Source organism: Enterobacter ludwigii, assembly GCF_001750725.1.
GTDB lineage: Bacteria > Pseudomonadota > Gammaproteobacteria > Enterobacterales > Enterobacteriaceae > Enterobacter > Enterobacter ludwigii.
Genome location: NZ_CP017279.1, coordinates 2700069 through 2726686, shown reverse-complemented (window position 1 = coordinate 2726686; position 26618 = coordinate 2700069). Strand labels below are relative to the sequence as shown.

The window sequence follows — 26618 nt, the reverse complement described above, 5'->3', positions numbered from 1 at the left end:
TCTGTCTCATTCTGTTCGTGTATTAAGCCACTCTTCTATGTCCCGACACAACTTTCAAGCATCACTTGATCCAAACCTTGGTTTTAGACGCCTCTTCGCGGGACGCTGAAATGCTCGGCTGTGACGCAATAAAACGCAGCTGATCTTGTAGCTTTGGCTCCATACGTGCAGAACTGTAAGAGATACGCAAAGATAGTCTTTACGACCCGTTATTTGAAGCTGCCTACAGATACCACAAAGACTTTGTGAAAAGACGAATTATGTAATGCAGTAGGTGGTGGCGAGATTCTACCGTTGCCGACGACTACAACGTATGAGTAATGCCGTGACCGCGCAAAGAATTTTCGTAAAATGGTATTTTTTGTGGTGCTAAGTGAATTGATAATCCTATCCCAATGATTTTTAATTTTTTTTTGTTATCGTTTATATTAGAGTGGGAATGATTTTCCCCTGATATCACCCCAAACCCTCTGCTTGCGCAGGGGGTTTTTTATTCTCCGTTACTTCCCACTGCCCAGCCGATATGCCAGCGCTACCACCAGCGACTGTACGAGGCACAGCGTCGCCGACTGCGAGCGAAACGCGTCAACCTGCGCCTCTTTCACCACAAAACAGAGATCGCTGAAGGTGGCCAGCGGGCTTATCTGGCTGTCGGTGATCACAATCTGCCGCGCGCCGACGCTGGCGGCGGTTTCGCTGACCATCACCGTCTCTTCCGCATACGGCGAGAAGCTGATCGATACCACGATGTCCTGCGCCTTGATGCGGTTGATCTGCTCACGCAGCATCCCCCCCATTCCGTCGAGCAGAATAGGGCGGCACTCCAGGTGGCTCAGGGCGTAGGTCAGATAGGCGGCGACGCTAAACGAGCGGCGTAACCCGGCGATATAGATTGTGTCGGCGTCGGCCAACAGTTGTACGGCGCGCTCCAGCATCTCCGGCTCGGCGCGGGCGGCCAGCTGCTGGAGGGCCTGCGCATTTGAACGGGCGAACTCCTGCAGAATATCGAGCGGGGTTTCCGGGACGGCCTGGCTTTCCATTTCGCGAAACAGCCGGGCGCGGTCACTGTAGCTGGCGGTCTCTTCCACCAGGTTCATGCGAAACAGCTGTTTCATCTCGTTGAAACCGGTGAAGTCAAAAGCATTGGCAAAACGGATCAGCGTTGACGGCGGCACATCGGCACGCTCGGCAATGACGGCGACCGTATCAAAGGCCACGCTGTTGGTATTATCCAGCACATAGCGGGAGACCTGCTGCAGCCTCTTGCTCAGGCTATCGTAGCGATCGCGGATTTGCTGCTGCAGCTCATTCAGGCTGGTTGCTGTGGTCATTTTACCCCCTATGCATAGTTTTATGATTCTAAACGCAAAACCGCGTCTTTTAAATGCCGGCCGTCCATCTGGCCTCAAAAATGAAACAGAAGCTTCACGCATTTCAACGCCTGAAATGCCTTAATAGCGCAGGCTGCACCGGTGATGGTGGCTGTTAACATAAAAATCCATCCTTGATCACAATAATCATCATTTATTTTATTTCAACTTAAAATGGAATATTTGTTTCATATATAGTGTTCAGGTAACAGTCACGTATCAACAGCGAGAGGTTAAGGATGGAGACGGTAGCGAATTTTATTCACGGCGAGTGTGTCACCGGTTCAGGCCAGCGCGTTCAGGCAATCTTCAACCCGGCCACCGGAGAGCAGATCCGCCAGGTGGTGATGAGTACGGCACAGGAAACCGAACAGGCGATTGCCGCAGCACAGCAGGCTTTTCCTGGCTGGGCGCGTCATTCTCCACTTAAACGCGCACGCGTGATGTTCCGCTTCAAAGCGCTGCTGGAAGAGAACATGGAGCGCCTGGCCCGCATCATCAGCGAAGAGCATGGCAAAGTCTTCTCCGACGCGGTGGGCGAGCTGACCCGCGGCCTGGAAGTGGTGGAGTTTGCCTGCGGCATCCCGCATCTGCAAAAAGGTGAGCACTCCGCTAACGTCGGCACCGGTGTCGACAGCCACTCGTTGATGCAGCCGCTCGGCGTATGTGCCGGGATCACGCCGTTTAATTTCCCGGCAATGGTACCGATGTGGATGTTCCCGATTGCGCTGGCCACCGGCAACACGTTCGTGCTGAAACCGTCGGAAAAAGATCCCTCTCTGGCGCTCGCGCTGGCAAAACTGCTGAAAGACGCCGGCCTGCCTGACGGCGTGTTTAACGTGGTGCAGGGTGATAAAGAGTCGGTTGACGTGCTGCTGACTGACCCACGCGTGCAGGCTGTGAGCTTTGTCGGTTCAACGCCGATCGCCCAATACATTTACGAGACCGCCTCCGCCCACGGTAAACGCTGTCAGGCAATGGGCGGGGCAAAAAACCACTGCATCTTAATGCCGGATGCCGATATGGATATGGCGACGAACGCGATTATGGGCGCTGCCTTCGGCGCGGCGGGAGAACGTTGCATGGCGCTGTCGGTGGTGCTGGCAGTGGGGGATAACACTGCTGATGAACTCTGTTCCCGGCTGGAAAAACAGATTGCCGCGCTGCGCGTCGGACCGGGTCTGGACCAGACGCCAGAGAACGAAATGGGGCCGCTTATCTCCTCGGCACACCGTAACAAAGTGCTGGGCTATATCGACAGCGGGGAAACTCAGGGAGCCCGCCTGCGCGTGGATGGCCGTGGGTTCAGCGTGAAAGGCCACGAGCAGGGCTATTTTGTTGGACCAACGCTGTTCGATGACGTCACGCCGGAGATGACCATTTATAAAGAAGAGATTTTCGGGCCGGTACTTTCTGTGGTGCGTGTTGCAGATTACAGCAGCGCGGTGGACCTGATTAACCGGCATGAATATGGTAATGGCTCGGCAATATTTACCCGTGACGGTGGCTGCGCGCGCCGCTTCTGCGAAGAGGTGCAGGCGGGGATGGTTGGGGTGAACGTGCCGATCCCGGTGCCGATGGCGTTCCACAGTTTTGGTGGCTGGAAGCGTTCGATCTTTGGTGCGCTGAATGTCCACGGCAACGACGGCGTGCGTTTCTACACCCGAATGAAAACCATCACCGCACGCTGGCCGGAAATGCAGCAGGAGACTGGCGCTGCGTTCTCCATGCCGACGCTGGGCTGACAGGAGGTTTTATGCAAACCGAACGTATGACCATGGCTCAGGCCCTGGTCAGATTCCTTAATCAACAGTATGTCTCCATTGATGGACACGAAACGCCCTTCGTGGAGGGCGTGGCGACCATTTTTGGTCACGGCAACGTGCTGGGTATCGGCCAGGCACTGGAGCAGGATCCTGGCCACCTGCAGGTGATGCAGGGGTGTAACGAACAGGGCATCGCCCATATGGCGACCGGATTCGCCAAACAGCATCGCCGTCGGCGCATTTTTGCCGTCACCTCATCCGTCGGGCCCGGCGCGGCTAATATGGTGACGGCCGCGGCGACCGCCACCGCGAACCGCATTCCGCTCCTGCTGTTACCAGGGGATATCTATGCCAGCCGCCAGCCCGATCCGGTTTTGCAGCAAATCGAGCAGTACCACGATCTCAGTATCAGCACCAACGACTGCTTCCGTCCCGTTTCACGCTACTGGGACCGCATTAACCGTCCGGAACAGTTAATGAGCGCGATGTTAAATGCGATGCGTACGCTTACTGACCCCGCAGCGACGGGGGCAGTGACCATTTGCCTGCCGCAGGACGTACAGGGCGAAGCCTGGGATTATCCCTTGAGCTTCTTTGCGCGTCGCGTGCATCACATTGAACGCCGTCCGCCTGACCCCCAGCGTCTGGCCCAGGCACAGGCGTTGATTGCCCGTAAACGCCGTCCGCTGGTGGTGTGTGGCGGGGGCGTGCGTTATTCCGGCGCGCATGAGGCATTTCGGGAATTTGTCGAGACGCTGCAGCTGCCGTTTGCCGAAACCCAGGCCGGAAAGGGGGCGCTGGTAAGCGATCACCCCCTTAATCTGGGGGGGATCGGTGTGACGGGCGGAATGGCCGCTAACCAGCTTGCACCCAGGGCGGATTTGGTGATTGGCATCGGCACGCGCCTGACGGACTTTACCACTGGCTCTAAAGCGCTCTTTTCCCATCCGGACGTCGAGTTCCTGCTTTTGAACGTCGCCGAGTTTGATGCTCTGAAACTGGATGCCACGGCGCTGATTGCCGATGCGCAAACCGGGCTGCACGCGTTAACGCAGGCGCTCCCGGCGTACCGAAGCCACTGGGGAGAGGAGATCGCTCAGGCGAAATCTGCCTGGCATGCGGAGTGCCAGCGCTTATGGGGCCGTCAGTGGCATCCCGACGATGCGCCTGAAGTGGCAGGGCACCTTGATGTGCAGCTGGCGGAATACGGTGAGGCGCTCAACACCCGCCTGACCCAGACGCGGGTGCTGGGGCTTATCAATCAACATATCGAAGATAACGCCATCGTCGTGGGCGCGGCCGGATCGCTGCCCGGGGATTTACAGCGCCTCTGGCAGGTGAAGACGCCGGACAGTTACCACCTGGAGTACGGCTACTCCTGCATGGGGTATGAGATTGCGGCGGCGATAGGCGCGAAGCTTGCCAGCCCGCATCAGCCGGTTTACGCCATGGTGGGGGATGGCTCCTACATGATGCTGCACTCCGAGCTACAAACCGCGGTGCAGGAGGGGATCAACGTCACCGTCCTGCTGTTTGATAATGCCAGCTTCGGCTGCATTAATAACCTGCAGATGGGGCACGGGATGGGGAGCTTCGGTACGGAAAACCGTCATCGAAATCCAGATTCAGGCCGGCTTGACGGGCCGCTGGTAAAAGTCGATTTCGCCCAGAACGCGGAAAGCTACGGCTGTCGCGCGTGGCGGGTCCATGACGAGCAGAGTCTGCTGGCGGCGCTGGAGGCGTCGCGGGCGCATCCTGGCCCAACGCTGCTGGATATCAAAGTGCTGCCAAAAACCATGACCCATGATTACGCGTCATGGTGGCGAACCGGTGATGCGCAGGTCGCGGGATCGTCTGCGGTGCGCAAAGCCGCCGAGCAAACCCAGGCGCAGGTGAAAAAAGCTCGCCAGTATTAAGTATTTCCCGCCATAACGAAATTTTCATTTCATTTTTCACTGCCTTCATTCTCACCCTCTCCCGCCACGGGAGAGGGCACACCTGTCGCCATTTTGTCTCCTGTGTTCCTGTGGCAAGTGCATCACGGAGCGGCTGCAATGTTGTGATATTGATAACAAAATTTATCTCAATCATCTCAAAAGTGTTAACCCGCACTCAAAAATATAATTTTCACTATTTATAAAAATGAAATAAATGTTTTATTTAAGGGGTCGTTAGTTCACAGCATTCACCAACACCGGGAGCCGTTATGTTTAACATTGCTTTACTGGGCGCTGGCCGAATTGGCCAGGTACATGCAGCTAACATCGCCAGCCACAGTGAGACCACGCTCTGGTCTGTGGTCGACCCGAATCAGGAATTTGCCACCCGCCTCGCCACGCAATATCAGGCTCGTCTGCAGAGCCTGGAGGACGCGATGAGCGACCCAAACGTTCATGCCGTGCTGATCGCGTCTGCGACGGACACCCACGCGGATCTGATTGAGATGGCCGCCCGCCACGGCAAAGCGATCTTCTGTGAAAAGCCGGTACACCTGGATCTTGCCCGCGTGCGCGACTGCCTGAAAGTGGTTAACGAGTACAACGTACCGCTGTTTATCGGTTTTAACCGCCGCTTTGACCCGCAGTTTCGCCGGGTCAAAACCGAGGTGCAGGCCGGGCGGATCGGTAAGCCCGAATCGCTGCTGATTATCTCCCGCGACCCGTCCCCGCCACCGGCGCAATATGTGCGCGTTTCCGGCGGTATGTTCCGCGACATGACCATTCACGATTTTGATATGGCGCGCTTCATCATGGGCGAAGAGCCGGTGTCGGTGTATGCCCAGGGCAGCAATCTGGTTGATCCGGCGATTGGCGAGGCGGGGGATATCGATACCGCGTTTATCGTACTGAAGTATGCCTCCGGCGCGATGGCGACCATCGTCAACAGCCGCCGCTCTTCTTACGGCTACGACCAGCGCCTGGAGCTGCACGGCTCAGAGGGCCTGCTGTGCGCGGGCAATATTCTTGAAAATCAGGTGCAGCACTACGGCAAACAGGGCTGCACCGGCGCGCTGCCGGAACACTTCTTCCTGCAGCGCTACAAATCCGCTTACGCCGCGGAATGGGAACACTTTGTTGCGGTGCTGCGCGGCGAAGCGACGCCTGACTGTAGCGGCGATGATGGTGAACGTGCGCTGTACCTGGCGGATAAAGCGCTGGAATCCCTGCGTAGCCAGCGTGAGATCGTCCTCTAAACACAACAACCCTACACAGAGAGACATAATAATGAAAAAATTGATCTTAGCCGCCCTCATCGCCATGACCGCCGGGGCAGCAATGGCCGAAAACGAGCAAATTGTTTTCAGTACACCAAACCTGGCGATGCCGTTTGAAGTTCACATGCAGCGTACTGCGGTAAAAGCCGCAAAAGAGATGGGCGTAAAGCTTCAGGTACTGGACGGGCAGGGCAGCTCGCCGAAACAGGTCGCTGACCTGGAAAACGCCATCACCCGTGGTGCGCAGGGGTTCATCGTCTCCCCGAATGACGTCAATGCCGTCTCCAGCGCGGTGGATGAAATTCAGGATGCGAATCTGCCCGTTGTGACGCTTGACCGCTCCGTCGACAGCCAGAAGAAGGTGCCGCATTTTGGTGCTAACAACTACAAAGGCGGCCAGGCGATTGGCGACTTCGTTAAAAGCAAATTCCCCAACGGGGCAGACATTATTCTGCTCACCGGCCAGCCAGGTTCCTCCTCCAACATTGAACGTACCAAAGGGATCCGCGACAGCCTGAAGGCGGGCGGGGACAAGTACAAGATCGTTGCCGATCAGACCGGCAACTGGATGCGTTCTGAAGGGATGCGCATTGTGGAAAGCGTTCTGCCGTCACTGCCGAAACGCCCACAGGTGATCCTCTCCGCCAATGACGACATGGCACTGGGCGCAATTGAAGCGCTGCAGGGCCAGGGCGTGAAGCCTGGCGAAATTCTGGTGACCGGCTTTGATGCGGTCCCTGAGGCGCTGGCGCGCGTGCGCGACGGCTGGCTGGCGGTCACGGCGGATCAGCGCCCGGGCTTCGCGGTACAAACGGCGATGAGCCAGCTGGTGGCCAACGTGCGTGAGAAGAAAGCCATCACCGGCGCGGACTACCCGCCAACGCTTATCACCAAAGAAAATCTGCAGCAGGCTGAGCGCATCAGTGAGGCCGGTAACTGATTTATCCGGAGCCGCCGCGCAGGTGGCGGCTCACTATTAAGGAGGAGCAGACCGATGTCGCAACCCTTACTGAAAGTGACCGACCTGGCAAAAAGCTTTTCTGGCGTCTGGGCGCTGAGCAGCGCACAGCTCACCGTCGGTGCCGGGGAGATCCACGCGCTGCTGGGTGAGAACGGAGCGGGGAAATCCACGCTGCTGAAAGCCCTGGCGGGCGCACAGCCGCAAACGCGCGGGGATATCTGGTTCAACGGCGACACGCTGCCGGTGGACGATTCACCGGTTGAGCGGCAGAACAAGGGCATTATCACTATCTATCAGGAATTTAACCTGCTGCCCAATATGACCGTCGCGGAAAACATGTTTCTCGGGCGCGAGCCGCGTAAACGTAACCTGATTGTCGACGAAAAAGCGGTGAACCAGGAGGCGCAGGTGATCCTCGATTATCTGCAGTTGAACGTTGCGCCAACCACGCCTGTCGCCCGTCTGAGCGTAGCCCAGCAGCAGATGGTCGAGATTGCCCGGGCGCTGACGCTGAACGCCAGGCTGATCATCATGGATGAACCCTCCGCGGCGCTGAGCGACAGCGAGGTGGAAAGCCTGCACCGCGTGGTGCGCGAGCTGAAAAACCGGGGGGTGAGCATTATTTACGTTACCCACCGACTGCACGAAGTTTTCCAGCTTTGCGATCGCTTTACCGTTTTCCAGGACGGCCGTTTCACCGGCAGTGGCGCCGTGGCGCAAACCAATGTCGAGCAGCTGATCCGTCTGATGGTAGGGCGTGACGTGGCCTTTAATCGTCGTCCCGCCAGCGAAACCCATCATGAAAACAAGCCGGTTCGTCTGGCAGTAAAAGGGCTGAGCCGCGAAAAACCGCCGCTGGATCCGCACGGCATTGCCCTGCATGACATTAGCTTCCATGTCCACGCCGGAGAAGTACTGGGCATTGCCGGCCTGGTGGGTGCAGGGCGCACCGAAGTGGCGCGCTGCCTGTTCGGGGCGGATGCCTTTACCTCGGGCAGCTTTGAACTGGACGGCGTCCCGTATCAACCGCGCGACCCGATGTACGCCCTTGAGCAGGGCATCGCGCTGGTCCCGGAAGATCGCAAGAAAGAGGGGGCGGTGCTGGGGTTATCGATTCGCGACAACCTTTCGCTCTCCAGTCTCTCTTCTCTGATGCAGTGGCGCTGGTTTGTGAATACCCGCAAAGAGGACGATCTGATTGAGTCCTACCGCAAGGCGCTGCAGATCAAAATGGTCAACAGCGCGCAGGAGGTGCGCAAGCTCTCCGGCGGTAACCAGCAGAAAGTTATCCTGGCGCGCTGCATGGCGCTGAACCCTCGGGTGCTGATTGTCGATGAGCCGACGCGCGGTATCGACGTGGGCACCAAGTCGGAAGTACACCAGGTGCTGTTTGATATGGCCAAACAGGGCGTGGCGGTGATCGTGATCTCCTCCGATCTGCCTGAAGTGATGGCGGTATCCGATCGGATCATCACGCTCAGTGAAGGCCGGGTGACCGGTGAGATCCACGGCGACGACGCTAACGAAGAGCGGCTGATGACGATGATGGCCATCAACCACAACGCCCTCAACGCGGCATAACGGAGTTTTCCATGACGCAGATGATTTCTAAAACGCAGGTTCCGGTGAAACGCAGCGGACGCCTCGATCCCATCGCCTTCTTCGAGCGCTTCGGGGTACTGATTTTCATGATCCTGCTGCTGATTTTCTTTCAGTCGCAGAACAGCAATTTTTTCTCTGAACGCAATATTTTCAACATCCTGACCGAGGTGTCCATCTACGGGATCATGGCCGTGGGGATGACCTTCGTCATTCTGACTGCCGGTATCGATCTTTCAGTCGGCTCCATCCTGGCGGTCTGCGCCATGACCGCTGCATACGTGATTAAGGGCGACAACTTCACCACCGTTGATCCGAACGCCTGGGGCGGCATGAGCTGGCTGATTGGGCTGGGGATTTGTCTGGCGATGGGCACGGCGATTGGCTTCCTGCACGGCCTGGGCGTAACCCGCCTGCGCCTGCCGCCGTTTATCGTCACGCTCGGCGGGATGACCATCTGGCGTGGCCTGACGCTGGTGATCAACGACGGCGCGCCCATTGCAGGTTTCGACCCGGGTTACCGCTGGTGGGGACGCGGGGAGCTGCTTGGCATCTCCATTCCAATCTGGATTTTCGCCATCGTGGCGCTTGGCGGGTATCTGGCGCTGCATAAAACCCGCTGGGGACGCTTCGTCTATGCCATCGGCGGTAACCCGGAGGCAGCGCGCCTGGCGGGGGTCAACGTGAAGCGCGTGCTGGTGAGTGTCTATGTGCTGATTGGTTGTCTGGCGGGACTGGCGGGCTTTATTCTCAGCGCTCGTCTTGGCAGTGCGGAAGCGGTCGCCGGGATCTCCTTTGAACTGCGCGTTATCGCCTCGGTGGTCATCGGCGGCACTTCGCTGATGGGCGGCTATGGACGCATCGGCGGCACCATCATTGGTTCCATCATTATGGGGATCCTGATTAACGGTCTGGTGCTGATGAACGTCTCGGCCTATTACCAGCAAATAATCACCGGATTAATTATCGTTCTGGCGGTGGCATTCGACACCTATGCCAAGAGCCGTCGCGGCGCATTGTGAGGATCAGGATGAAAGAGGTTCGTATTGGATTGATTGGCACCGGGTATATCGGCAAGGCACATGCCATCGCCTATGCCCAAGCGCCGACGGTATTTACCCTGCGCGGCAAACTGGTGCGCGAGATGGTGGCGGAAGTGACGCCCGCGCTGGCGGCAGAGCGGGCGCAGGCCTTTGGCTTCAACCGCTCAACCGGCGACTGGCGGGCACTGGTGGCTGACCCGGCGATTGATGTCGTGGATATATGCTCCCCCAACCATCTGCATAAAGAGATGGCGCTGGAGGCCATTCGCCACGGTAAGCATGTCTACTCGGAAAAGCCGCTGGCGCTGAATGCCCATGACGCACGTGAAATGGTGGACGCCGCGAAGCGGGCAGGGGTGAAAACGCTGGTGGGTTTTAACTACATGAAAAACCCGACGGCACAGCTGGCGAAAGAGATCATCGCCCGCGGCGAGATTGGCGAGGTGATCCACTTCTACGGTACCCACAACGAAGATTATATGGCCGACCCGCTTTCTCCCATTCACTGGCACTGTTTTAAAGAGACCGCCGGGCTGGGTGCACTGGGGGACCTGGCGGCGCATATCGTCAACATGGCGCAGTATCTGGTCGGGGACATTCAGCAGGTCTGCGGTGATTTAAAAATTGTTGTGCCTGAACGCCCGGCGCAGGCCGGTTCGTCGCAAAACGTTGCGGTTGAAAACGAAGATCAGGCGCACGCGATGGTCCGTTTCGCCGGCGGAGCACAAGGGGTGATTGAAACGTCCCGCGTCGCCTGCGGGCGCAAGATGGGACTGTCATATGTGATAACCGGCACCAAAGGGGCCATCAGTTTTACCCAGGAGCGGATGGCGGAACTGAAGCTCTATCTGCATGACGACCCGGTAAACCGCCAGGGATTCCGCACGCTGCTTGTGGGTCCGTCACATCCGGACTATGGCGCGTTTTGCATGGGAGCGGGCCATGGTATCGGTTTTAACGATCAAAAAACGGTGGAAGTACGCGACCTGGTCGACGGTATTGCCGCTGATGTGCCGATGTGGCCGGACTTTGAAGAGGGCTGGAAGGTTTCGCGGGTGCTGGACGCCATCGCACTCTCGCACCAGGAAGGCCGCTGGTTGAACGTGAACGACATTGTCTGATGAGGTATCAACGTGGAAAAGCAGTTTGATGTGATATGCATGGGCCGCGTGGCGGTAGACCTCTACAGTCAGCAAATTGGTGCCCGTCTTGAAGATGTGTCGAGCTTCGCGAAATATCTCGGCGGCTCGTCTGGCAACGTAGCCTACGGGACGGCGCGTCAGGGGCTGCGCTCATCGATGCTGGCACGCGTCGGTGATGAACATATGGGACGCTTCCTGCGAGAAGAATTACACCAGGTGGGCTGCGATACCAGCCATCTGATCACCGACAAAGAACGCCTGACGGCGCTGGTGCTCCTCGGCATTAAAGACCGGGACACCTTTCCACTGATTTTTTATCGCGATAACTGCGCGGATATGGCCATCACGGCCAGCGATGTGGATGAACGCTACATTGCCTCCGCACGGTGCCTTGCCATCACCGGGACCCATCTCTCGCACCCTCAGACCCGTGACGCGGTGTTGACGGCGCTTAACTATGCCCGCCGTCACGGTGTTCGCACGGTGCTGGATATCGACTACCGGCCGGTACTGTGGGGGCTGACCTCATTAGGGGACGGGGAGACGCGCTTTATTGCCGCAGAAAACGTGACCCGTGAACTGCAGGAGGTGCTGCACCTTTTCGACGTCATTGTCGGCACCGAAGAAGAGTTCCACATTGCAGGTGGCAGTACCGATACCCTGCAGGCGCTGGGTCGCGTGCGCGCCGTGAGTAACGCTACGCTGGTTTGCAAGCGTGGAGCGCTTGGCTGTTCGGTGTATACCGACGCTATACCGCCCCGGCTGGATGAGGGGCTGACGGTGACCGGCGTGCGCGTTGAGGTGCTAAACGTGCTCGGTGCGGGCGACGCGTTTATGTCCGGCCTGCTGCGCGGCTACCTTAACGACGAAGGCTGGGAGCAGGCCTGCCGCTATGCCAACGCGTGTGGTGCGCTGGTGGTGTCCCGCCACGGCTGTGCCCCGGCGATGCCGAGCAAGGCTGAGCTGGACGACTACCTGTCGCGTGCGGCGTCGGTGCCGCGTCCCGATCTTGATGCGCGCCTGAACCATCTGCACCGCGTCACCACCCGCCGCCGTGAGTGGCCGGAGCTGTGCGTGATGGCCTTCGATCATCGCAGCCAGCTGGAAGATATGGCGTTGCAGTGCGGGGCATCCCTGAAGCGCATCCCAGCGCTGAAGCAGCTTATTCTGCAGGCCAGCCGTGAGGCGGCCAGCAGCGCAGGGCTTGAGGGCAAAGCCGGTCTGCTGTGTGACGGCACTTTTGGTCAGGACGCCCTGAACGCGATTACCGGTGAAGGGTGGTGGATAGGCCGCCCTATTGAGCTGCCGGGCTCCCGGCCGCTGGAGATGGAGCACGGTAACATCGGCACGCAGCTCATCAGCTGGCCGCAGGAGCATGTGGTGAAATGCCTGGTCTTTTTCCATCCGGAAGATGCGCACGGCCTGCGTCTGGAGCAGGAGCAGAAAATCGCAGAGGTCTACCACGCCTGCTGCCAGTCCGGTCATGAACTGCTGCTGGAGGTGATCCTGCCAGCCAGCATGCCGCGCAGCGATGAGCTTTACCTGCGCGCCATCTCGCGTTTTTACAACCTGGGGATTTATCCCGACTGGTGGAAACTGCCGCCGCTCTCTGCCGAGGGCTGGACGGCGCTGAGCGAGATTATTGAACGTCGGGATCCACACTGTCGTGGCGTGGTGATCCTCGGGCTGGACGCCCCGGCTGAGCAGCTTCGTGCTGATTTTAAAGCCGCCTCGGGACACGCGCTGGTGAAGGGCTTTGCCGTAGGACGCACGCTGTTTGGCGATGCGTCCCGTGCATGGCTGAAACACGATATTGACGATGCGCAGCTGGTGGCACGCATCCGGGACAATTACCTGCAGCTTATCGCCTGGTGGCGCGAGCGCGGACACGCATAATTCAGGAGACGACAATGAGTGTGCAATTAGGCATTAACCCGCTGACATGGACGAACGACGATCTGCCTTCACTCGGCGCGGAGACGCCGCTGGATACCTGTCTGAGCGAAGGGAAAGAGGCCGGTTTTGCCGGTTTCGAACTGGGCAATAAATTCCCGCGTGAGGCGCGCCTGCTTGGCCCCATTTTGCAGCGCCACGATCTGCAGCTGGTCTCCGGCTGGTATTCAGGGCGTCTGCTGGAGCGTAGCGTGGAGGAGGAGATTGCCGCCGTGCAGTCCCACCTGACGCTGCTGCGCGAACTGGGGGCAAAGGTGCTGGTATTCGCCGAAGTGAGCGGCTGTATTCACGGCGAGCAACAGACGCCGGTTCATCTTCGCCCGCGCTTCCCGCACGGGCGCTGGAAAGAGTACGGTGAGAAGCTGACCGCTTTTGCCCGCTACACGCAGCAGCAGGGGGTGCAGATTGCCTACCATCACCATATGGGAACGGTCATTGAGTCCGCTGAAGATGTCGATAACCTGATGACCCATACCGGTGAAGAGGTGGGCCTGCTGCTGGACACGGGCCATCTGACCTTTGCCGGGGCTGATCCGCTGGCGGTGGCCCAGCGCTGGGCATCGCGCATTAACCATGTTCACTGTAAAGACGTGCGCGCCGACGTGCTGGCGGACGTCAAAAACCGCAAAACCAGCTTCCTTGATGCGGTGCTGAGTGGGGTCTTCACCGTACCGGGTGACGGCTGCGTGGACTATCCGCCCATCATGCGACTGCTGAAGGCGCAGGATTATCACGGCTGGCTGGTGGTGGAGGCGGAGCAGGATCCTGCTATCGCTCACCCGCTGACCTACGCCCGTCTGGGGTATAACAACCTGAGCCGTCTGGCGCGCGACGCCGGGCTTATCTGAGGAGGTGACATGTCACGTCTGTTATCACGCTGGCAACCGCCGAGTGCGGAGGGCCGTACCCAGTCCGTCACGCCGGAACGCGCGGGCTGGGGATACGTTGGCTTTGAAGCGTATGAACTGCAGGAAGGGCAGACGCTGACGCTGCCCGCCGTCAGCGAAGAGCGCTGTCTGGTGCTGGTGGCCGGACGGGCCTCTATCAGCACACCTACCGCGCAGTTTACTGACATCGGCGAGCGGATGAGCCCGTTTGAGCGCATAAAGCCCTGGGCGGTCTACGTCACGCCGCAGGAGACGGTGCAGATTAAGGCGCTGACGACGCTGGAGCTGGCGGTCTGTGCCGCACCCGGCAAAGGATCCTTCCCGACACGGCTTATCGCTCCGCAGGATATCGACGCGCAGGCGCGTGGCAAAGGCCATAACCAGCGCTACGTGCACAACATTCTGCCGGAAGATCAACCCGCCGACAGCCTGCTGGTGGTTGAGGTCTGGACCCACGAAGGCTGCACCAGTTCATACCCGAGCCATAAGCACGATACGGATAATCCACCGCAGGAAACCTACCTGGAGGAGACCTACTATCATCGCCTCAACCCCGGGCAGGGGTTCTGCATGCAGCGGGTCTATACCGACGACAGGTCGCTGGATGAGTGTATGGCCGTTTATAACCGCGACGTGGTGATGGTGCCGAAGGGGTACCATCCGGTGGCGACGCTGGCTGGTTATGACAGCTACTATCTCAACGTGATGGCCGGTCCGGTGCGAAAATGGATGTTCACCTGGGAAGACGATCACGCGTGGATCAACCGCGACTATCCACGTTGACGTTGCAGAAGCCCGCACCCCGCGGGCTTTTTTTATCACCCTTATCCTGTTTTGCGCGTTACCCACCAGAACACCAGCGCCACCAGGCTCACCGCTGCGCCAGTCAGGCAGACGCCCTGCCAGCCCGCGATGGCATACGTCATCGTGGTGCTCAGCGCGCCCAGACCGCTGCCGACGGCATAAAACAGCATATAAAGCCCGACCAGCCGGCTATGCGCCTCGGGGCGGGCGCGAAAGATCAGGCTCTGGTTGGTGACATGCAGCGCCTGCCCGCCCAAATCGAGCAGCACGATGCCAATGAGCAAAATGCCGAGCGAACGATCCATCAGTGAAATCGGCCACCACGCCAGGAGTAACAAGACTAGTGCAGCCGCGCTGGTGCGCCGGGCATATCCTCGATCGGCCCACTCTCCGGCCCGGGTTGCCGCTAACGCGCCTGCCATTCCGGCCAGGCCAAAAGCACCAATGGCGGTATGCGATAAGTTATAGGGTGGGGCACTTAACGGCAGCACCAGAGCGCTCCAGAAAATATTGAACGCAGCGAACATCAGTAAAGCCAGTACGCCGCGCACCTGCAGGACTTTTTCTTCCCGCAGCAGGGTCAGCATTGAGTGAATCAGGCGCGGGTAACTCATCGTTTCAGGCACCGCAGGCAAGCGGGGCAGCCTCCACCACAGCGGAAACGCAATAATGACCATCAGCCCGGCGGCAGAGAGATACACGCCACGCCAGCCCGCGATATCACTGATGCCTCCGGAGACGACGCGGGCCACTAACAGGCCCATAAATACCCCGCCTTGTGCCGCACCAATAACGCGGCCTTGCTCATGCGGCGACGCGGCGTTGGCGGCATAGGCGATAAGCCCTTGCGTCATGGCCGTTCCTGCCATGCCGGTGGCGAGCATACCCACCAGCAGCATCGTTGACGTCTGCGCCATGCCGACCGCGACCAGAGCGGCGACCAGTACGACAAGCTGTAGAGCCATCAGGCGCCGGCGATCCACTTTATCCCCCAGAGGAACCACGAACAGCAGAGCCAGAGCACAGCCAATCTGCGTGGCGGTGACCACGCCGCCAATGGCACCATGGCTGATGCCAAAGTCTCTGGACAACGCGTCAAGCAACGGCTGTGCGTAATAGACGTTGGCCACGCTTAAGCCGCTGGCGAGGGCGAACAGCCACACCAGGCTACGCGGCATGTCGCCTGAGCGGACGTGCCCGGTTTTTCGATCTGACGGTAGTGGTGACGCGTGTGACATGTTCAAATCCTCGCCCTGGGTAAAGTGGTTTTAAAAAGAAACCAGTTGAAGGCTAGGCTATGCAGTTTTAAAATGCAACCAGTTATTGTTGACTGACCTGCCGGGGTAACGCTGTGCCGTCTCGTAAACCGATTGAACAGGAATTCTGTCCCGTTGCCCGCAGCGTCGATCTGATTGGCGATCGCTGGTCGCTTCTGATTGTGCGTAATGCTTTTGACGGCATGCGCCGTTTCGGGGATTTTCAGCGGGATCTCGGGGTTGCGCGTAACATTCTGGCTGACCGGCTGCGCAAGCTGGTCGACGCGGGCATTCTCGCGATGCAGGGGGCGTCAGACGGTACGTCGTATCAGGAATACGTCCTGACGGACAAAGGCGAAAGCCTGTTTCCCATCGTCGTTGCGCTTCGCCAGTGGGGAGAGCAGCATCTGTTTGAACGCGGGGAGCGCCACTCGCTGTTGATCGACAGGCGTACCGGCAAGCCGGTTCCCCTGATGGCGCCAGCAGCGCAGGATGGAACGGCGCTGAAGGCGCAAGATACTGACGTGCAGAAAGTGACGTAACCCGACGCTCTGCAAGCCCGCGCTACGCGGGCTGTTGTGTCATTCTTAATGGTTTGTGATTGCCTGCTCAATCGTGCGGGCAATATCACCCGGCTGACTCACCATCGACACGTGGCTTGCTGCCACTTCCGTGGTTTTCGCGTGGATCGTTTTCGCCATCGCACGTTCAAGCTCCGGGTTAATCATCCGGTCATTTTTGCTGACCACAAACCAGCTTGGCTTTTCATGCCAGGCCGCATGGCTCACTTTTTCCGCAAACGCGTCGGCCTTGATCGGCCCCTGAGTGGCTGCAATCGTCTGCTGCTCAACGGCGTCTGCATCCGGTGCGAAGTCTTTCATCACGGCTTCTGGCGGGAGATACAAATACCCGTCTGCCGTTTTTGCGATATCCGCACTCCCCGCTGGCGGTGGGTAACTTCCCGCCAGGTCCGCCGTCGACTGGCCGGAATCAGGCGCAAAGGCCGCTACGTACACCAGGGATTTTACCCTTGCATCGTTGCCCGCTTCGCTGATCACCGTTCCGCCCCAGGAATGACCTACCAGCACCACATCGCCCTGCGCCCGTGCAATGGCGCGCCGGGTGGCGGCAACGTCATCTTTAAGCGACGTGAGCGGCAGCTGGACGGCAATCACCTCGGTATGCTGTTTTTGCAGCCGGGTAATGACCTTGTTCCAGCTGCTGCCATCGGCAAACGCGCCATGGACCAGCACCACGCTGGTTTTGCTCTCAGCAAAGGCGCTGGCGGAAAGCGCCAGCAGACCCGCCGTCAGTACAGAGCGTGCTTTCATTGTCTGGCTCCTTAAAAATGATGGACCGTTGCGTGAGGCGGTACGGTGAATTCAATGGTTTTATGGTCGATGGGTTTATGCGTGGGGTCGGCCAGAATTATGGTCACTTTATGCTTCCCGGCGGGTAACCCAACCAGAATGATTGGCTCTCCGCTGGTATCGGCCCAGTGCCAGGGGGCGTCATCCACCACGACATGGATATGGCCGATACGTGGCGTGACCTTCAGCGCATCGGGCCCGAATACCGGCTCGATGCGCAGGTTTTCAGCCCGGTATTGAATAAAGACCGCCCCCTTGCTCAGCGGGCCGGCAAGCGGTGGATCGACAATCAGCTTAGCGGCCGGCTGTGGACGTTCCAGCGGGGCAACAGCGGCAGGGCCGTTGACATCGGCAGCGCTGAGGTTATCCAGCGGTGCGGCCCAGGAGCAGGTTGCTGACGCCAGAACAAGTGCAGGGAGCAGTAAATAACGACGGATCATCTGAGTCTCTCCTCAATCGGTTTCAAATTCGGTTTCAAACAATGACAGACACAGAAAACCATTTTTATGTATCCGGGATGTTTGCGGGGAACGGCGTTTTGTACCGGCTTGTCAGCGTGGCGCTCCGGATACAGTGGGATACATTTCATCATTCCGCGCGGGGTCGGCACTGCGCACAATCGCTATCGCCAGCCCGGCAATCACCAGCGTCAGCGCGGTGGAAACCCACATTGCGCCGGCGATCCCCAGCGTTTTGTTTAGCCACGCATAGGCAAACGGCGATGCCGCGGCCATAAGCTGTGCGGGAATGAGCAGCATGCCGGTGCGGCGGGCATAGCTTTCGGCGCTGAAAAGCGTCAGTGGCAGGGTGGCTTTTACTATCGTCATCAGCCCGTTGATGGCGCCGTAGCCCAGCACAAAACCGGCGGCACACCCGACAAACAGCGAGCTGCTTAACCCGATAACAAAGCAGAGCGGCATGGCGAGGGCGGTCAGGAGCGTGAGGTTGAGTGGGGTTAAGCGTGCACCCGCCAGCACCTCCGTGGCGCGTGCGCCCGTCTGGCCAACGCCCCACAACATGCCGATGGCGACCGGCAGGCCAAAACTGGCAATAAACTCTGGCAGATGGGTGGACGTGCCGTTAGAGACAAAGGTCATGAGGGCAATAAACGTGGCATACCGCCAGCCGTTACGCCGTTCCTGGCGCACGGGCGGCGCGGTAACGTGCGGGGGGGCCGCCAGCCGCTGGTGGGGAAGCGTGCGAATCAGTACCGTACTCAGCAGGCCAAAGAGGGCGTAGATCTGCAATGCGTGTTGCCAGCTCATCACTTTCAGCAGCCCATCACCCAGCGGCCAAAAAACCGCTGAGGCCAGCCCGCCTGCGAGCGTGATGCGCGAGATCGTTCTGCGTGCCTGCTGGCCGTACAGGTTCACCAGCGCGGCGAACAGCGCATCATACAGCGACAGCCGCATCCCGATACCGGCAACCAGCCAGGCACCGTACCAGCCGAACAGCGTCTGCGTATATGCCATGCCCGCGCAGCTTGCGGCAATCAGTAACGTTCCGCTCATCACCACGTTCTGCCCGCCAGCGTACGCCAGCAGTCGGGCGACAAAAGGGGAGACCATCGCCATTACCAGCATCGCCAGCGTCAGGCCGAGGTAGAGCTGCGGTGATGACCACCCCCGGTCGGCCACAATCGCCTGGGCAAAGGTCCCGGGCATATAAAACGAGATCCCCCAGTTGATAAGCTGATGACAACCTGCCCGGAGGGCGAGGTGACGGGGAAGGGCAGGTGTTTTCATTGTTTTTCATTCCGTTATGCAGTTGTCCTGAGCATAGCGAGCGCGCTATTGTGCTGGCAGGTCAGTCACCTTATGCGCTGTATAAGAGAAACTTTGAATGACAACGCTCAACCTGGGCTATCTCGCGACGTTCCGTCTGGTTATCCAGCGCGGCAGTTTTTCCGCGGCGGCGGACCTGCTGGGCATTTCCCAGCCGGCCGTCAGCCTGCAAATCCGCCAGCTGGAGCAGTTTCTGCAAACCCGGCTGGTAGAGCGTACCGGGCGGGGTATCAAACCCACGGCTGCCGGGCAGGCGTTGCTGGTGCACGGGGAGCGTATTCAGCAGGCGGTGGATGAAGCCATTCGGTCCGTGAGTGAGTTCAGCCACGACGTGAGTGGCACCATTACGCTTGGTACGGGCGCAACGGCCTGCATTCATCTTCTGCCGCCGCTGTTACAGCAGCTCGGACGTGACTATCCGCTTCTCAGAGTGGGCGTGACGACCGGCAATACGCTCGACATCGTCCGGGCAATTGAAGAAAACCGTCTTGATATGGGGCTGGTGACGTTACCGGTGAGCGGAAGAGCGCTCGACGTTACGCCGGTGATGGACGAAGAGTTTGTTTTTATCGCGTCGCTGGACCAGCAGGACGGTTTTCAGCCGTTGACGCCCGCTGCGTTGCACGCGCAGCCATTCATTGCTTTTGAATCAGGCAGCGGCACCCGGGCGCTGATCGACGGCTGGTTTGCGGCCGAGGGGCGAATCCTCACGCCGGTGATGCAGCTGGGCAGCATCGAGGCGATCAAGCGGATGGTACGTGCGGGGCTTGGCTACAGTATCGTGCCGCGTATGGCCGTAGACCTGGCGGCTGACCGCGAAGGGCTATGCGTGATGTCGCTCACCCCCGTGCTGCAGCGACAGCTGGCTGTGGTGATGCGCCAGGATAAAATCCTGAGCAAAGGAATAGCAGGGATAATTCGGATATTACAAAATCCTTCGACGCGTTAGCGATCGGCTGAATCAACGGTCAGGCTGGATTGCTGTGACTGGGCCTTGTCCTGATGGTGATACCAGGCGCCAATAGAGGAGTAAACGAAGCGGCCGAAGAAAAACAGGAAGCTGATAAGCAGTATGATGCGGGTCATCCGGGTGTTGAACTGATGTCGTTTTCGCATACGCGTGGCCTGACTCACTGTGTTTTTCCTGGGCATGCCCTTTTGGGCGACAGGGATATTAAGGCACAGCGGGAAGAGAGGGTCAATTCGCAAATGTGTAAATAACCGTCAATAGTTACATTAATTAATGTTATTGAAATTAATAATTGCATTTACCATATTGATAATATGAAGAAAACTATTTCAAAAAAAATGTAAGAAAGGATCGTTTGAGTAAATTAGTTTGATTTAAGTCAACGGTTTCCCTGGCCTGGTATTTAAAATCCCACCTCCATACTGTTCGCCCCGCACGTTGTCGGGCGGCAGGTACGTCAGGTTGGATGCCTGTCTTCATTTCCCTCTGGAGCGAAAGGGGTTTAAACGGGCATCTATGAACATTATTTCTTTCCTGAAAAACAATAAAGACCGCTGGTGGGCTTTACCGCTTATTTTACCGGTGGGTTTACTGCCTGTATTAAGCGTTGCCAATACCTTTACCCGATTGGGCGATGGTCTGGTGGCACTCTATTATTTACCTCTCTCCTTTCTGCTTTCGGTGATGATGTTTTTTGGTCTGGAAGCGCTTCCCGGCATCGTATTGTCACTGTTCATCCGCTACTACCCGTCGGTTGGGTTGTTCGAAACCATCGCCGGCATTTTTCATTTTATTGTCCCTGTTGTGCTCAGCTGGGGAGGGTATCGGGTGTTTGCGCCCAGACGCAGCATGACGGCTTACGGGGATGTCAGACTGATGGCGCAGCGTATCTTCTGGCAGGCCTTTTGCCCCGCGACGCTGTTTCTGGTGCTGTTCCAGTTTGCCCTCTATCTGGGGGTGTATGAGAGCCGTCAGAGCCTGGAGGGGTTGACCCCGCTTAATATTCGCACGCTGATTAACTATCAGGCGCTGCTGGTCAGTGGGCTGACGGGCGTGCCGTTAAGCTATTTACTGATCCGTCTGATTCGCCATCCGCGGTATATCAGAAGTCTTGTCTCGCAGGTGCGAATGCAGATAGACAAAAAGGTGACGGTCATTGAATTTCTGCTGTGGGCCATTGCGCTTGGCGGACTGCTTACCCTCCTGCTGCTCCCGATGAATGAAAACAGCTCGATTTTCACCACCAACTACACCCTGTCGTTGCTGATGCCGGTGATGCTCTGGGGAGCGATGCGGTTTGGCTATAAGCTGATGTCGCTCATCTGGACCCCGGTGCTGCTGGTGTCTATTCACTATTTTTACCGCTATATCCCTCAACAGTCCGGGTATGACATTCAGCTGGCAATTACCTCTTCCAGCTATCTGGTCTTTTCGTTTGTGGTGATTTACATGTCGATGCTGGCCACCTGCCAGCGCGCCGCGAATAAACGTTCCCGCAGGCTGGCGCTACTCGACCCGGTTGTCCATATGCCGAACCTGCGGGCCTTGTCGCGCGATCTTGCTAAAAACCCGTGGTCGGCGCTCTGTTTGCTGCGCATTCCGGAGCTGGAGGTGCTGGGCCGAAATTACGGGGTGTTGTTGCGGATCCTGTATAAACAGCAGCTGGCGCAGTGGGTAAATGGCACCTTGCAGCCCAGTGAGCGGGTCTATCACCTCACCGGCTGTGACCTGGCGGTTCGCCTTAACGCGGAATCGCACCAGCAACGCATTGAGGCGCTGGACGAGCATATTAAACAGTTCCGCTTTGTCTGGGATGGGATGCCGCTGCAGCCTCAGGTGGGCGTGAGCTACTGCTATGTGCGCTCACCGGTGACCCATCTCTATCTGGTCCTCGGTGAACTGGGGGTAATTGCCGATCTGTCGATTTCTACCAACCATCCGGAAAATCTGCAGCAGCGCGGTGCTGTCCATCTCCAGCGTAGCCTGAAGGACAAGGTTGCGATGATGAGCCGTCTGCAAAGTGCGCTCGACAGTAACGCGTTTACTCTGCTGGTCCAGCCGGTTTGCGGCGTGCGGGGCGATTGCTACCACGAGGTGTTGCTGCGGATGTCGGATGCAAACGGGGCGTTGCTCTCTCCCTTGCAATTCCTGCCCGTCGCCCAGGAGTTTGGCCTGTCGTCGCGGGTTGATTTGTGGGTACTGGAGAACACGCTACGCTTCCTGGCAGAGCATCGGGTACATCTGCCCGGCCAGCGTTTTGCCATTAATCTGGGCCCTTCCACCGTGTGCCGTGCGCAGTTCCCGGCTGAGGTGAGTCGTCTGCTGGCGAAATACGCCGTGGAACCCTGGCAGCTGATATTTGAAGTGACCGAGTGCAGCACCTTCGGCAGTGGTGAGCAGGCGTTACATACCCTCAGGCAGTTGCAAAAAATGGGGGTACGCATTGCGATTGATGATTTCGGTACCGGCTATGCGAGCTACGCGCGGCTAAAAAGCGTGGACGCCGATATCCTTAAGATAGACGGAAGCTTTATCCGCAATATCGTCAACAACAGTCTGGACTATCAGATAGTGGCCTCGATTTGCCATCTGGCGCGAATGAAGAAAATGCTGGTGGTCGCGGAGTATGTCGAAACAGAAGAGATACGTAGCGCGGTTCACGCGCTAGGTATCGATTATGTGCAGGGTTATCTGATTGGCAGACCGGTGGCGCTTGAGTCACTGCTGGAAGCAGAGGCGTCGCCGGTCGAGACCTGAGCCGTTACGCCGCGACGTCTGAGCTCTCTTCTTCGATTTTGAGTAGCCAGCCGGTGACCGCTTCCCAGTACTGCTGCTCTTTTTCCAGATCCAGCAGCACCAGCGCATTCTGGCTAAACCAGTCTGGCGGGAAGCTCAGGGTCCAGTGGTTGTCATCCGTTTTGAGCTTCAGCGTGGGCGGGGTGGTGGTGGCCTGACGCTGGTTATTGAGCAGCACGCCGAGACGCAGCAGCTGGATAAGCGGCAGGAATTGCTTCTTCTTAAACAGCGTGAAGCGCGGCAGATCGTCAAGCTTGATGGCTTTACGATGGTAGCGCACCAGGGTCGCCATCATGGTTTGCTGCTCCTGGTTGAAGCCAGGCAGATCGCTGTTTTGCAGGATATAGGCTGAGTGGCGATGCATTCCGCTGTGGTTAATATTCAGTCCCACTTCGTGCAGCATCGCTGCCCATTTCAGCAGGGCGGCAAGCTGCGGATGCGCCAGCTTAGGGTTCTGCTCCTGCCACTGGTCGTATATCTGAACGGTTGTTTCCAGCACGCGCTTCGCCTGTTCACGGTCGATATTGTACTGGTTTGCCAGGCTTTGCGCGGTGCGGCTACGAATATCCTGGTGGCGGAAACGGCCTTCCATTTCATACAGCACACCTTCACGCAGCGCGCCGTCGGAAAGACGCAGCTCTTTAATTGCCAGCGCATCAAATACGCCGCACAGGATAGCCAGCCCCGGTACGAATACCGCTTTGCGCTCGTCGGAAAGACCCGGCAGGCTTAAGGCGTCAAAGCTTTTATGTTTCAGCACCTCTTCGGTCAGCAAGGTCAGGCGCTCAGGGGTGATAAACCCATCTTTTTCACCCATCGCCAACAGCACTTCATGTGCCGCTTTGATGGTGCCCGATGCGCCCAGCGCTACGTTCCAGCCCTGAATACGGTACTGCCAGGCCAGGTTCTCCAGTTTCTGGATAGCGGCCATGCGCGCGCGCTGGAAGTTTTCGCGGCTGATTGCGCCACCCGGGAAATACATCTGCGCAAAGCTGACGCAGCCCATACGACGGCTTTCGACCAGACGCGGCTCAAAATCTTCGCCGATCACCAGTTCCGTAGAGCCGCCACCGATGTCGATGACCAGCTTGCGTCCTTTTTCCGGTTGAGTGTGTTCAACACCCATGAAAATCAGACGGGCTTCCTCGTTACCGGAGATGATCTCAATGGGGTAGGGGATCACTTTTTCGGCCCGCTTGAGGAATTCAGGCGCGTTCAACGCCTGGCGCAACGTGTGGGTGCCCACAATGCATACGCTGGAAGGCGAGAAGCCCTGCAGGCGTTCAGCAAACAGCGACAGGCAATTTAAGCCTCGCTCCATTGCCTCTTCGCTGAGCATGCTGCGCTCATCAAGACCATCCGCCAGGTGTACACGCTGCTTCAGACGACCGATGATCTGCAACGCGCCATCCACCTCACGGGCGATGACCATGTGGAAACTGTTAGAACCAAGATCGACCGCGGCGAATTCCTGCGGGCGTGGGGTCTTATCATTTATCGGCATAGGTTAATCGGGTTGCTCGAGTGATTTGATATAGTCGTAAATCGCCAGTTGCGACCGCACTTTACGGCGATTGCCGCGCGGTACATAGCGGTTACTGAGTTCTTTGTCGATATAGCGTGCTTTCACCGTATCGCTGAACAGAATCTCGATGATATCGAGGATCTGCTGCTTCAGCCGCGGATCCAGGAGCGGTGTCGCGACTTCAATTCGGTAGTCAATATTGCGCGTCATCCAGTCTGCAGAAGAGAGATAGACCTGTTTATCACCCGCATTATCGAAAATATAGACCCGATCGTGTTCCAGGTAGCGGTCAACAATGCTGATCACGCGAATATTGTCGCTGATGCCGTCGAGTTCAGGGATCAGCGAGCACATACCGCGTATCAGCAGATTGACCGGAACGCCGGAGCTGGACGCCGCATACAGACGATCCACCAGCCCTTTGTCGACCAGGTTGTTGAGTTTCAGCGTAATGCCCGACGACAGCCCTTTCTGGGCATTGGCGATCTCTTTATCGATCATGTCGTACAGCAGGCGGCGTGAGTTCTGCGGCGAGACCAGCAGATAATCGAAGCTGACCGGGCGGTACGGGTTCTCAATAAAGTTGAACACCCGGCGAACCTCGTTAGTGATGCGTGCATCGGCAGTCAGCAGCGAGTAGTCGGTATAAATTCGCGCGGTTTTTTCGTTAAAGTTCCCGGTACCGATGTGGGCATAACGCACCACGTCCTCCCCCTCTTTACGGGAGATGAGGAACAGCTTGGCGTGAATTTTCAGCCCAGGTGCTGAGAAGATAACGTGGACACCGGCTTCCGTCAGACGGCGCGCCCAGTGAATGTTTGCCTCTTCGTCGAAGCGTGCCTGTAGCTCAACCACCACGGTCACTTTTTTGCCGTTGTGCGCCGCATGGATCATCGCGTCGATGATGCGGGAATCTTTTGCCACACGGTAGATATTGATTTTGATCGCCAGTACGTTCGGGTCGAACGAAGCCTGACGCAGCAGTTCCAGCACGTGTTCAAACGTATGATACGGATAGTAGAGCAGGACATCGCGCTCGCGAATGGCGTCGAAACCGTTACGGAATTTATCGAACCAGAGATGGCGCAGACGCGGCAGCGGTTTGTTCACCAGATTGGCCTTGCCGACGTTCGGGAAGCCAATAAAGTCTTTAAAGTTATGGTAACGACCGCCCGGCACGATGGAGTCATAGCGAGAAATGGTCAGCTTGTCGCGCAGCATTTCCACCATGGCATCTGGCATATCGCGCTGATAAACAAAGCGCACCGGCTCCGCCGTCAGGCGCTGTTTCAGGCTGGATGACATCAGCTCCATCAGGCTGGCTTCCATCTCGTGCACCAGATCGTATTCGGCGTCACGGGTCATCTTCATGGAGTAGGCGTTTAACGCGTCGTAATCGAAGAAGCCCTTAAAGATGTCGTCCAGGCAGTAACGCAGGATGTTATCGAGCAGGATCATTGGCTTGCGTCTGCGCGGAGTTTCCGGCGGCAGGTTCACAAAGCGCGGCACCTTATCGGACGGGATCTCAAGCAATGCGTAACGAATCGTGTCGCCACGAATAATTTCCACCGCGAGGTAGGTGTAGTCATCTTTCAGGAACTGCACCAGATCGGTTTCGCGGTTGATCAGAATAGGGGTAATGTGCTGGCGCAGGTAATGTTTGAAATAGTGACGCAGCCAGGTTTGTTGGTTAACAGAAAGCTGACGCTCGTTAATCAGGAAGATTTGATTGCGTGCCATTTCCAGCAGCAGTTCGTTATACAGGCCGTCAAACTCCTGATCGGCTTTCAATACGCGCGACTGAATTTTGCCCAGCAGATGGCGCGAGTGAGAGTTTAAGCCCTGTTCTTCGCTGATGATGATTCGCCGTTTCAGTTCGGCAAAGCGAACCTTGTAGAACTCATCCAGGTTGTTGGAATAAATCCCCAGAAAACGCATACGCTCGATAAGCGGGTTACTTTTGTCTGCCGCTTCCTGGAGTACACGTTCGTTGAATGCTAACCAGCTTAGCTCTTTCTCGATATATAACTTTTCCTGACCCATTACAGCTCACACTCCAGTTCAATCACAGGACGTGGTAAATCCGTCTCGTCCTTATTATGGCGAGCATTTCCACGATATGTCCAACAGTGCCAGAAAAGTATGACAGTTATTTTTTTTCTGGGGGATTTTAGAGGG

General features: G+C 57.7%; 21 protein-coding genes. 13 read left to right on the top strand and 8 right to left on the bottom strand.

What is annotated here, in order from left to right; translation table 11 throughout:
* Window positions 1–500: 500 nt before the first annotated feature.
* A complete protein-coding gene (locus BH714_RS12750) occupies window positions 501–1331 on the bottom strand; it encodes a MurR/RpiR family transcriptional regulator (protein WP_020883041.1) in 831 nt (276 codons plus the stop codon).
* A 278-nt stretch (window positions 1332–1609) separates the two neighbouring features.
* Here BH714_RS12750 and BH714_RS12745 point away from each other — a divergent pair, with 278 nt between their 5' ends.
* The 10 genes from BH714_RS12745 to iolB all read left to right on the top strand — a co-directional run bounded on the left by BH714_RS12745 (window position 1610) and on the right by iolB (window position 14718).
* Window positions 1610–3115, top strand: coding sequence for a CoA-acylating methylmalonate-semialdehyde dehydrogenase (locus BH714_RS12745; RefSeq protein ID WP_040018124.1), 1506 nt, complete (start codon window positions 1610–1612; stop codon window positions 3113–3115).
* Between the two features lie 11 nt (window positions 3116–3126).
* Entirely contained in the window at window positions 3127–5052 is a 1926-nt protein-coding gene (iolD, locus tag BH714_RS12740; protein ID WP_040018123.1) for a 3D-(3,5/4)-trihydroxycyclohexane-1,2-dione acylhydrolase (decyclizing), read from the top strand.
* Between the two features lie 290 nt (window positions 5053–5342).
* Window positions 5343–6329 carry an inositol 2-dehydrogenase gene (gene iolG, locus BH714_RS12735; RefSeq protein ID WP_025203474.1) on the top strand — a complete coding sequence of 329 codons (987 nt, stop codon included), beginning with the start codon at window positions 5343–5345 and terminating at the stop codon, window positions 6327–6329.
* 31 nt (window positions 6330–6360) lie between these two features.
* On the top strand, window positions 6361–7290 hold the full coding sequence (locus BH714_RS12730; RefSeq protein ID WP_020883045.1) for a sugar ABC transporter substrate-binding protein: 930 nt from the start codon (window positions 6361–6363) through the stop codon (window positions 7288–7290).
* 54 nt (window positions 7291–7344) lie between these two features.
* Window positions 7345–8892, top strand: a complete 1548-nt coding sequence (locus BH714_RS12725) for a sugar ABC transporter ATP-binding protein (protein WP_014171148.1) — start codon at window positions 7345–7347, stop codon at window positions 8890–8892.
* 11 nt (window positions 8893–8903) lie between these two features.
* Window positions 8904–9932, top strand: a complete 1029-nt coding sequence (locus BH714_RS12720) for an ABC transporter permease (RefSeq protein ID WP_014171147.1) — start codon at window positions 8904–8906, stop codon at window positions 9930–9932.
* Window positions 9933–9940: 8 nt separating this feature from the next.
* Window positions 9941–11074 (top strand): Gfo/Idh/MocA family protein, encoded by a 1134-nt coding sequence (locus tag BH714_RS12715; protein ID WP_020883047.1) that lies wholly within the window; start codon window positions 9941–9943, stop codon window positions 11072–11074.
* 12 nt (window positions 11075–11086) lie between these two features.
* Window positions 11087–12991 carry a bifunctional 5-dehydro-2-deoxygluconokinase/5-dehydro-2-deoxyphosphogluconate aldolase gene (locus tag BH714_RS12710; RefSeq protein WP_040018121.1) on the top strand — a complete coding sequence of 635 codons (1905 nt, stop codon included), beginning with the start codon at window positions 11087–11089 and terminating at the stop codon, window positions 12989–12991.
* Between the two features lie 14 nt (window positions 12992–13005).
* Entirely contained in the window at window positions 13006–13896 is an 891-nt protein-coding gene (gene iolE / locus BH714_RS12705) for a myo-inosose-2 dehydratase (RefSeq protein WP_040018120.1), read from the top strand.
* Between the two features lie 9 nt (window positions 13897–13905).
* Window positions 13906–14718 carry a 5-deoxy-glucuronate isomerase gene (gene iolB, locus BH714_RS12700; RefSeq protein ID WP_025203476.1) on the top strand — a complete coding sequence of 271 codons (813 nt, stop codon included), beginning with the start codon at window positions 13906–13908 and terminating at the stop codon, window positions 14716–14718.
* Between the two features lie 41 nt (window positions 14719–14759).
* Here the strand turns inward: iolB and BH714_RS12695 are convergent, their stop codons facing one another.
* Complete coding sequence (locus BH714_RS12695) at window positions 14760–15977, bottom strand: MFS transporter (protein WP_052445454.1); 1218 nt, start codon at window positions 15975–15977, stop codon at window positions 14760–14762.
* Window positions 15978–16090: 113 nt separating this feature from the next.
* On the opposite strand from BH714_RS12695, the gene BH714_RS12690 reads away from it, so the two are divergent.
* Window positions 16091–16537, top strand: a complete 447-nt coding sequence (locus BH714_RS12690; protein ID WP_040018117.1) for a winged helix-turn-helix transcriptional regulator — start codon at window positions 16091–16093, stop codon at window positions 16535–16537.
* A 45-nt stretch (window positions 16538–16582) separates the two neighbouring features.
* Here BH714_RS12690 and BH714_RS12685 read toward each other — a convergent pair whose 3' ends face one another.
* From BH714_RS12685 to BH714_RS12675, 3 genes are all read right to left on the bottom strand, one after another.
* Window positions 16583–17326, bottom strand: coding sequence for an alpha/beta fold hydrolase (locus tag BH714_RS12685; RefSeq protein ID WP_040018116.1), 744 nt, complete (start codon window positions 17324–17326; stop codon window positions 16583–16585).
* Between the two features lie 11 nt (window positions 17327–17337).
* Window positions 17338–17805: a DUF6130 family protein gene (locus tag BH714_RS12680; RefSeq protein ID WP_020883054.1), complete on the bottom strand. Its 468-nt coding sequence runs from the start codon at window positions 17803–17805 to the stop codon at window positions 17338–17340.
* Window positions 17806–17916: 111 nt separating this feature from the next.
* Window positions 17917–19110 (bottom strand): MFS transporter, encoded by a 1194-nt coding sequence (locus BH714_RS12675; protein ID WP_040018115.1) that lies wholly within the window; start codon window positions 19108–19110, stop codon window positions 17917–17919.
* A gap of 97 nt (window positions 19111–19207) precedes the next feature.
* Between BH714_RS12675 and BH714_RS12670 the strand changes: the two genes are divergently transcribed.
* Window positions 19208–20098, top strand: coding sequence for a LysR family transcriptional regulator (locus BH714_RS12670; protein ID WP_040018114.1), 891 nt, complete (start codon window positions 19208–19210; stop codon window positions 20096–20098).
* Here the strand turns inward: BH714_RS12670 and BH714_RS12665 are convergent.
* Window positions 20095–20265, bottom strand: a complete 171-nt coding sequence (locus BH714_RS12665) for a YfgG family protein (protein ID WP_020883056.1) — start codon at window positions 20263–20265, stop codon at window positions 20095–20097. The genes BH714_RS12670 and BH714_RS12665 overlap by 4 nt on opposite strands.
* Before the next feature lie 370 nt (window positions 20266–20635).
* Between BH714_RS12665 and BH714_RS12660 the strand changes: the two genes are divergently transcribed.
* Complete coding sequence (locus BH714_RS12660; protein WP_040018113.1) at window positions 20636–22876, top strand: EAL domain-containing protein; 2241 nt, start codon at window positions 20636–20638, stop codon at window positions 22874–22876.
* Between the two features lie 4 nt (window positions 22877–22880).
* Here the strand turns inward: BH714_RS12660 and ppx are convergent, their stop codons facing one another.
* Both ppx and ppk1 read right to left on the bottom strand, forming a co-directional pair.
* Window positions 22881–24419, bottom strand: coding sequence for an exopolyphosphatase (ppx, locus tag BH714_RS12655; protein WP_020883058.1), 1539 nt, complete (start codon window positions 24417–24419; stop codon window positions 22881–22883).
* A 3-nt stretch (window positions 24420–24422) separates the two neighbouring features.
* A complete protein-coding gene (gene ppk1, locus BH714_RS12650; RefSeq protein WP_040018112.1) occupies window positions 24423–26483 on the bottom strand; it encodes a polyphosphate kinase 1 in 2061 nt (686 codons plus the stop codon).
* Between the last annotated feature and the right edge of the window lie 135 nt (window positions 26484–26618).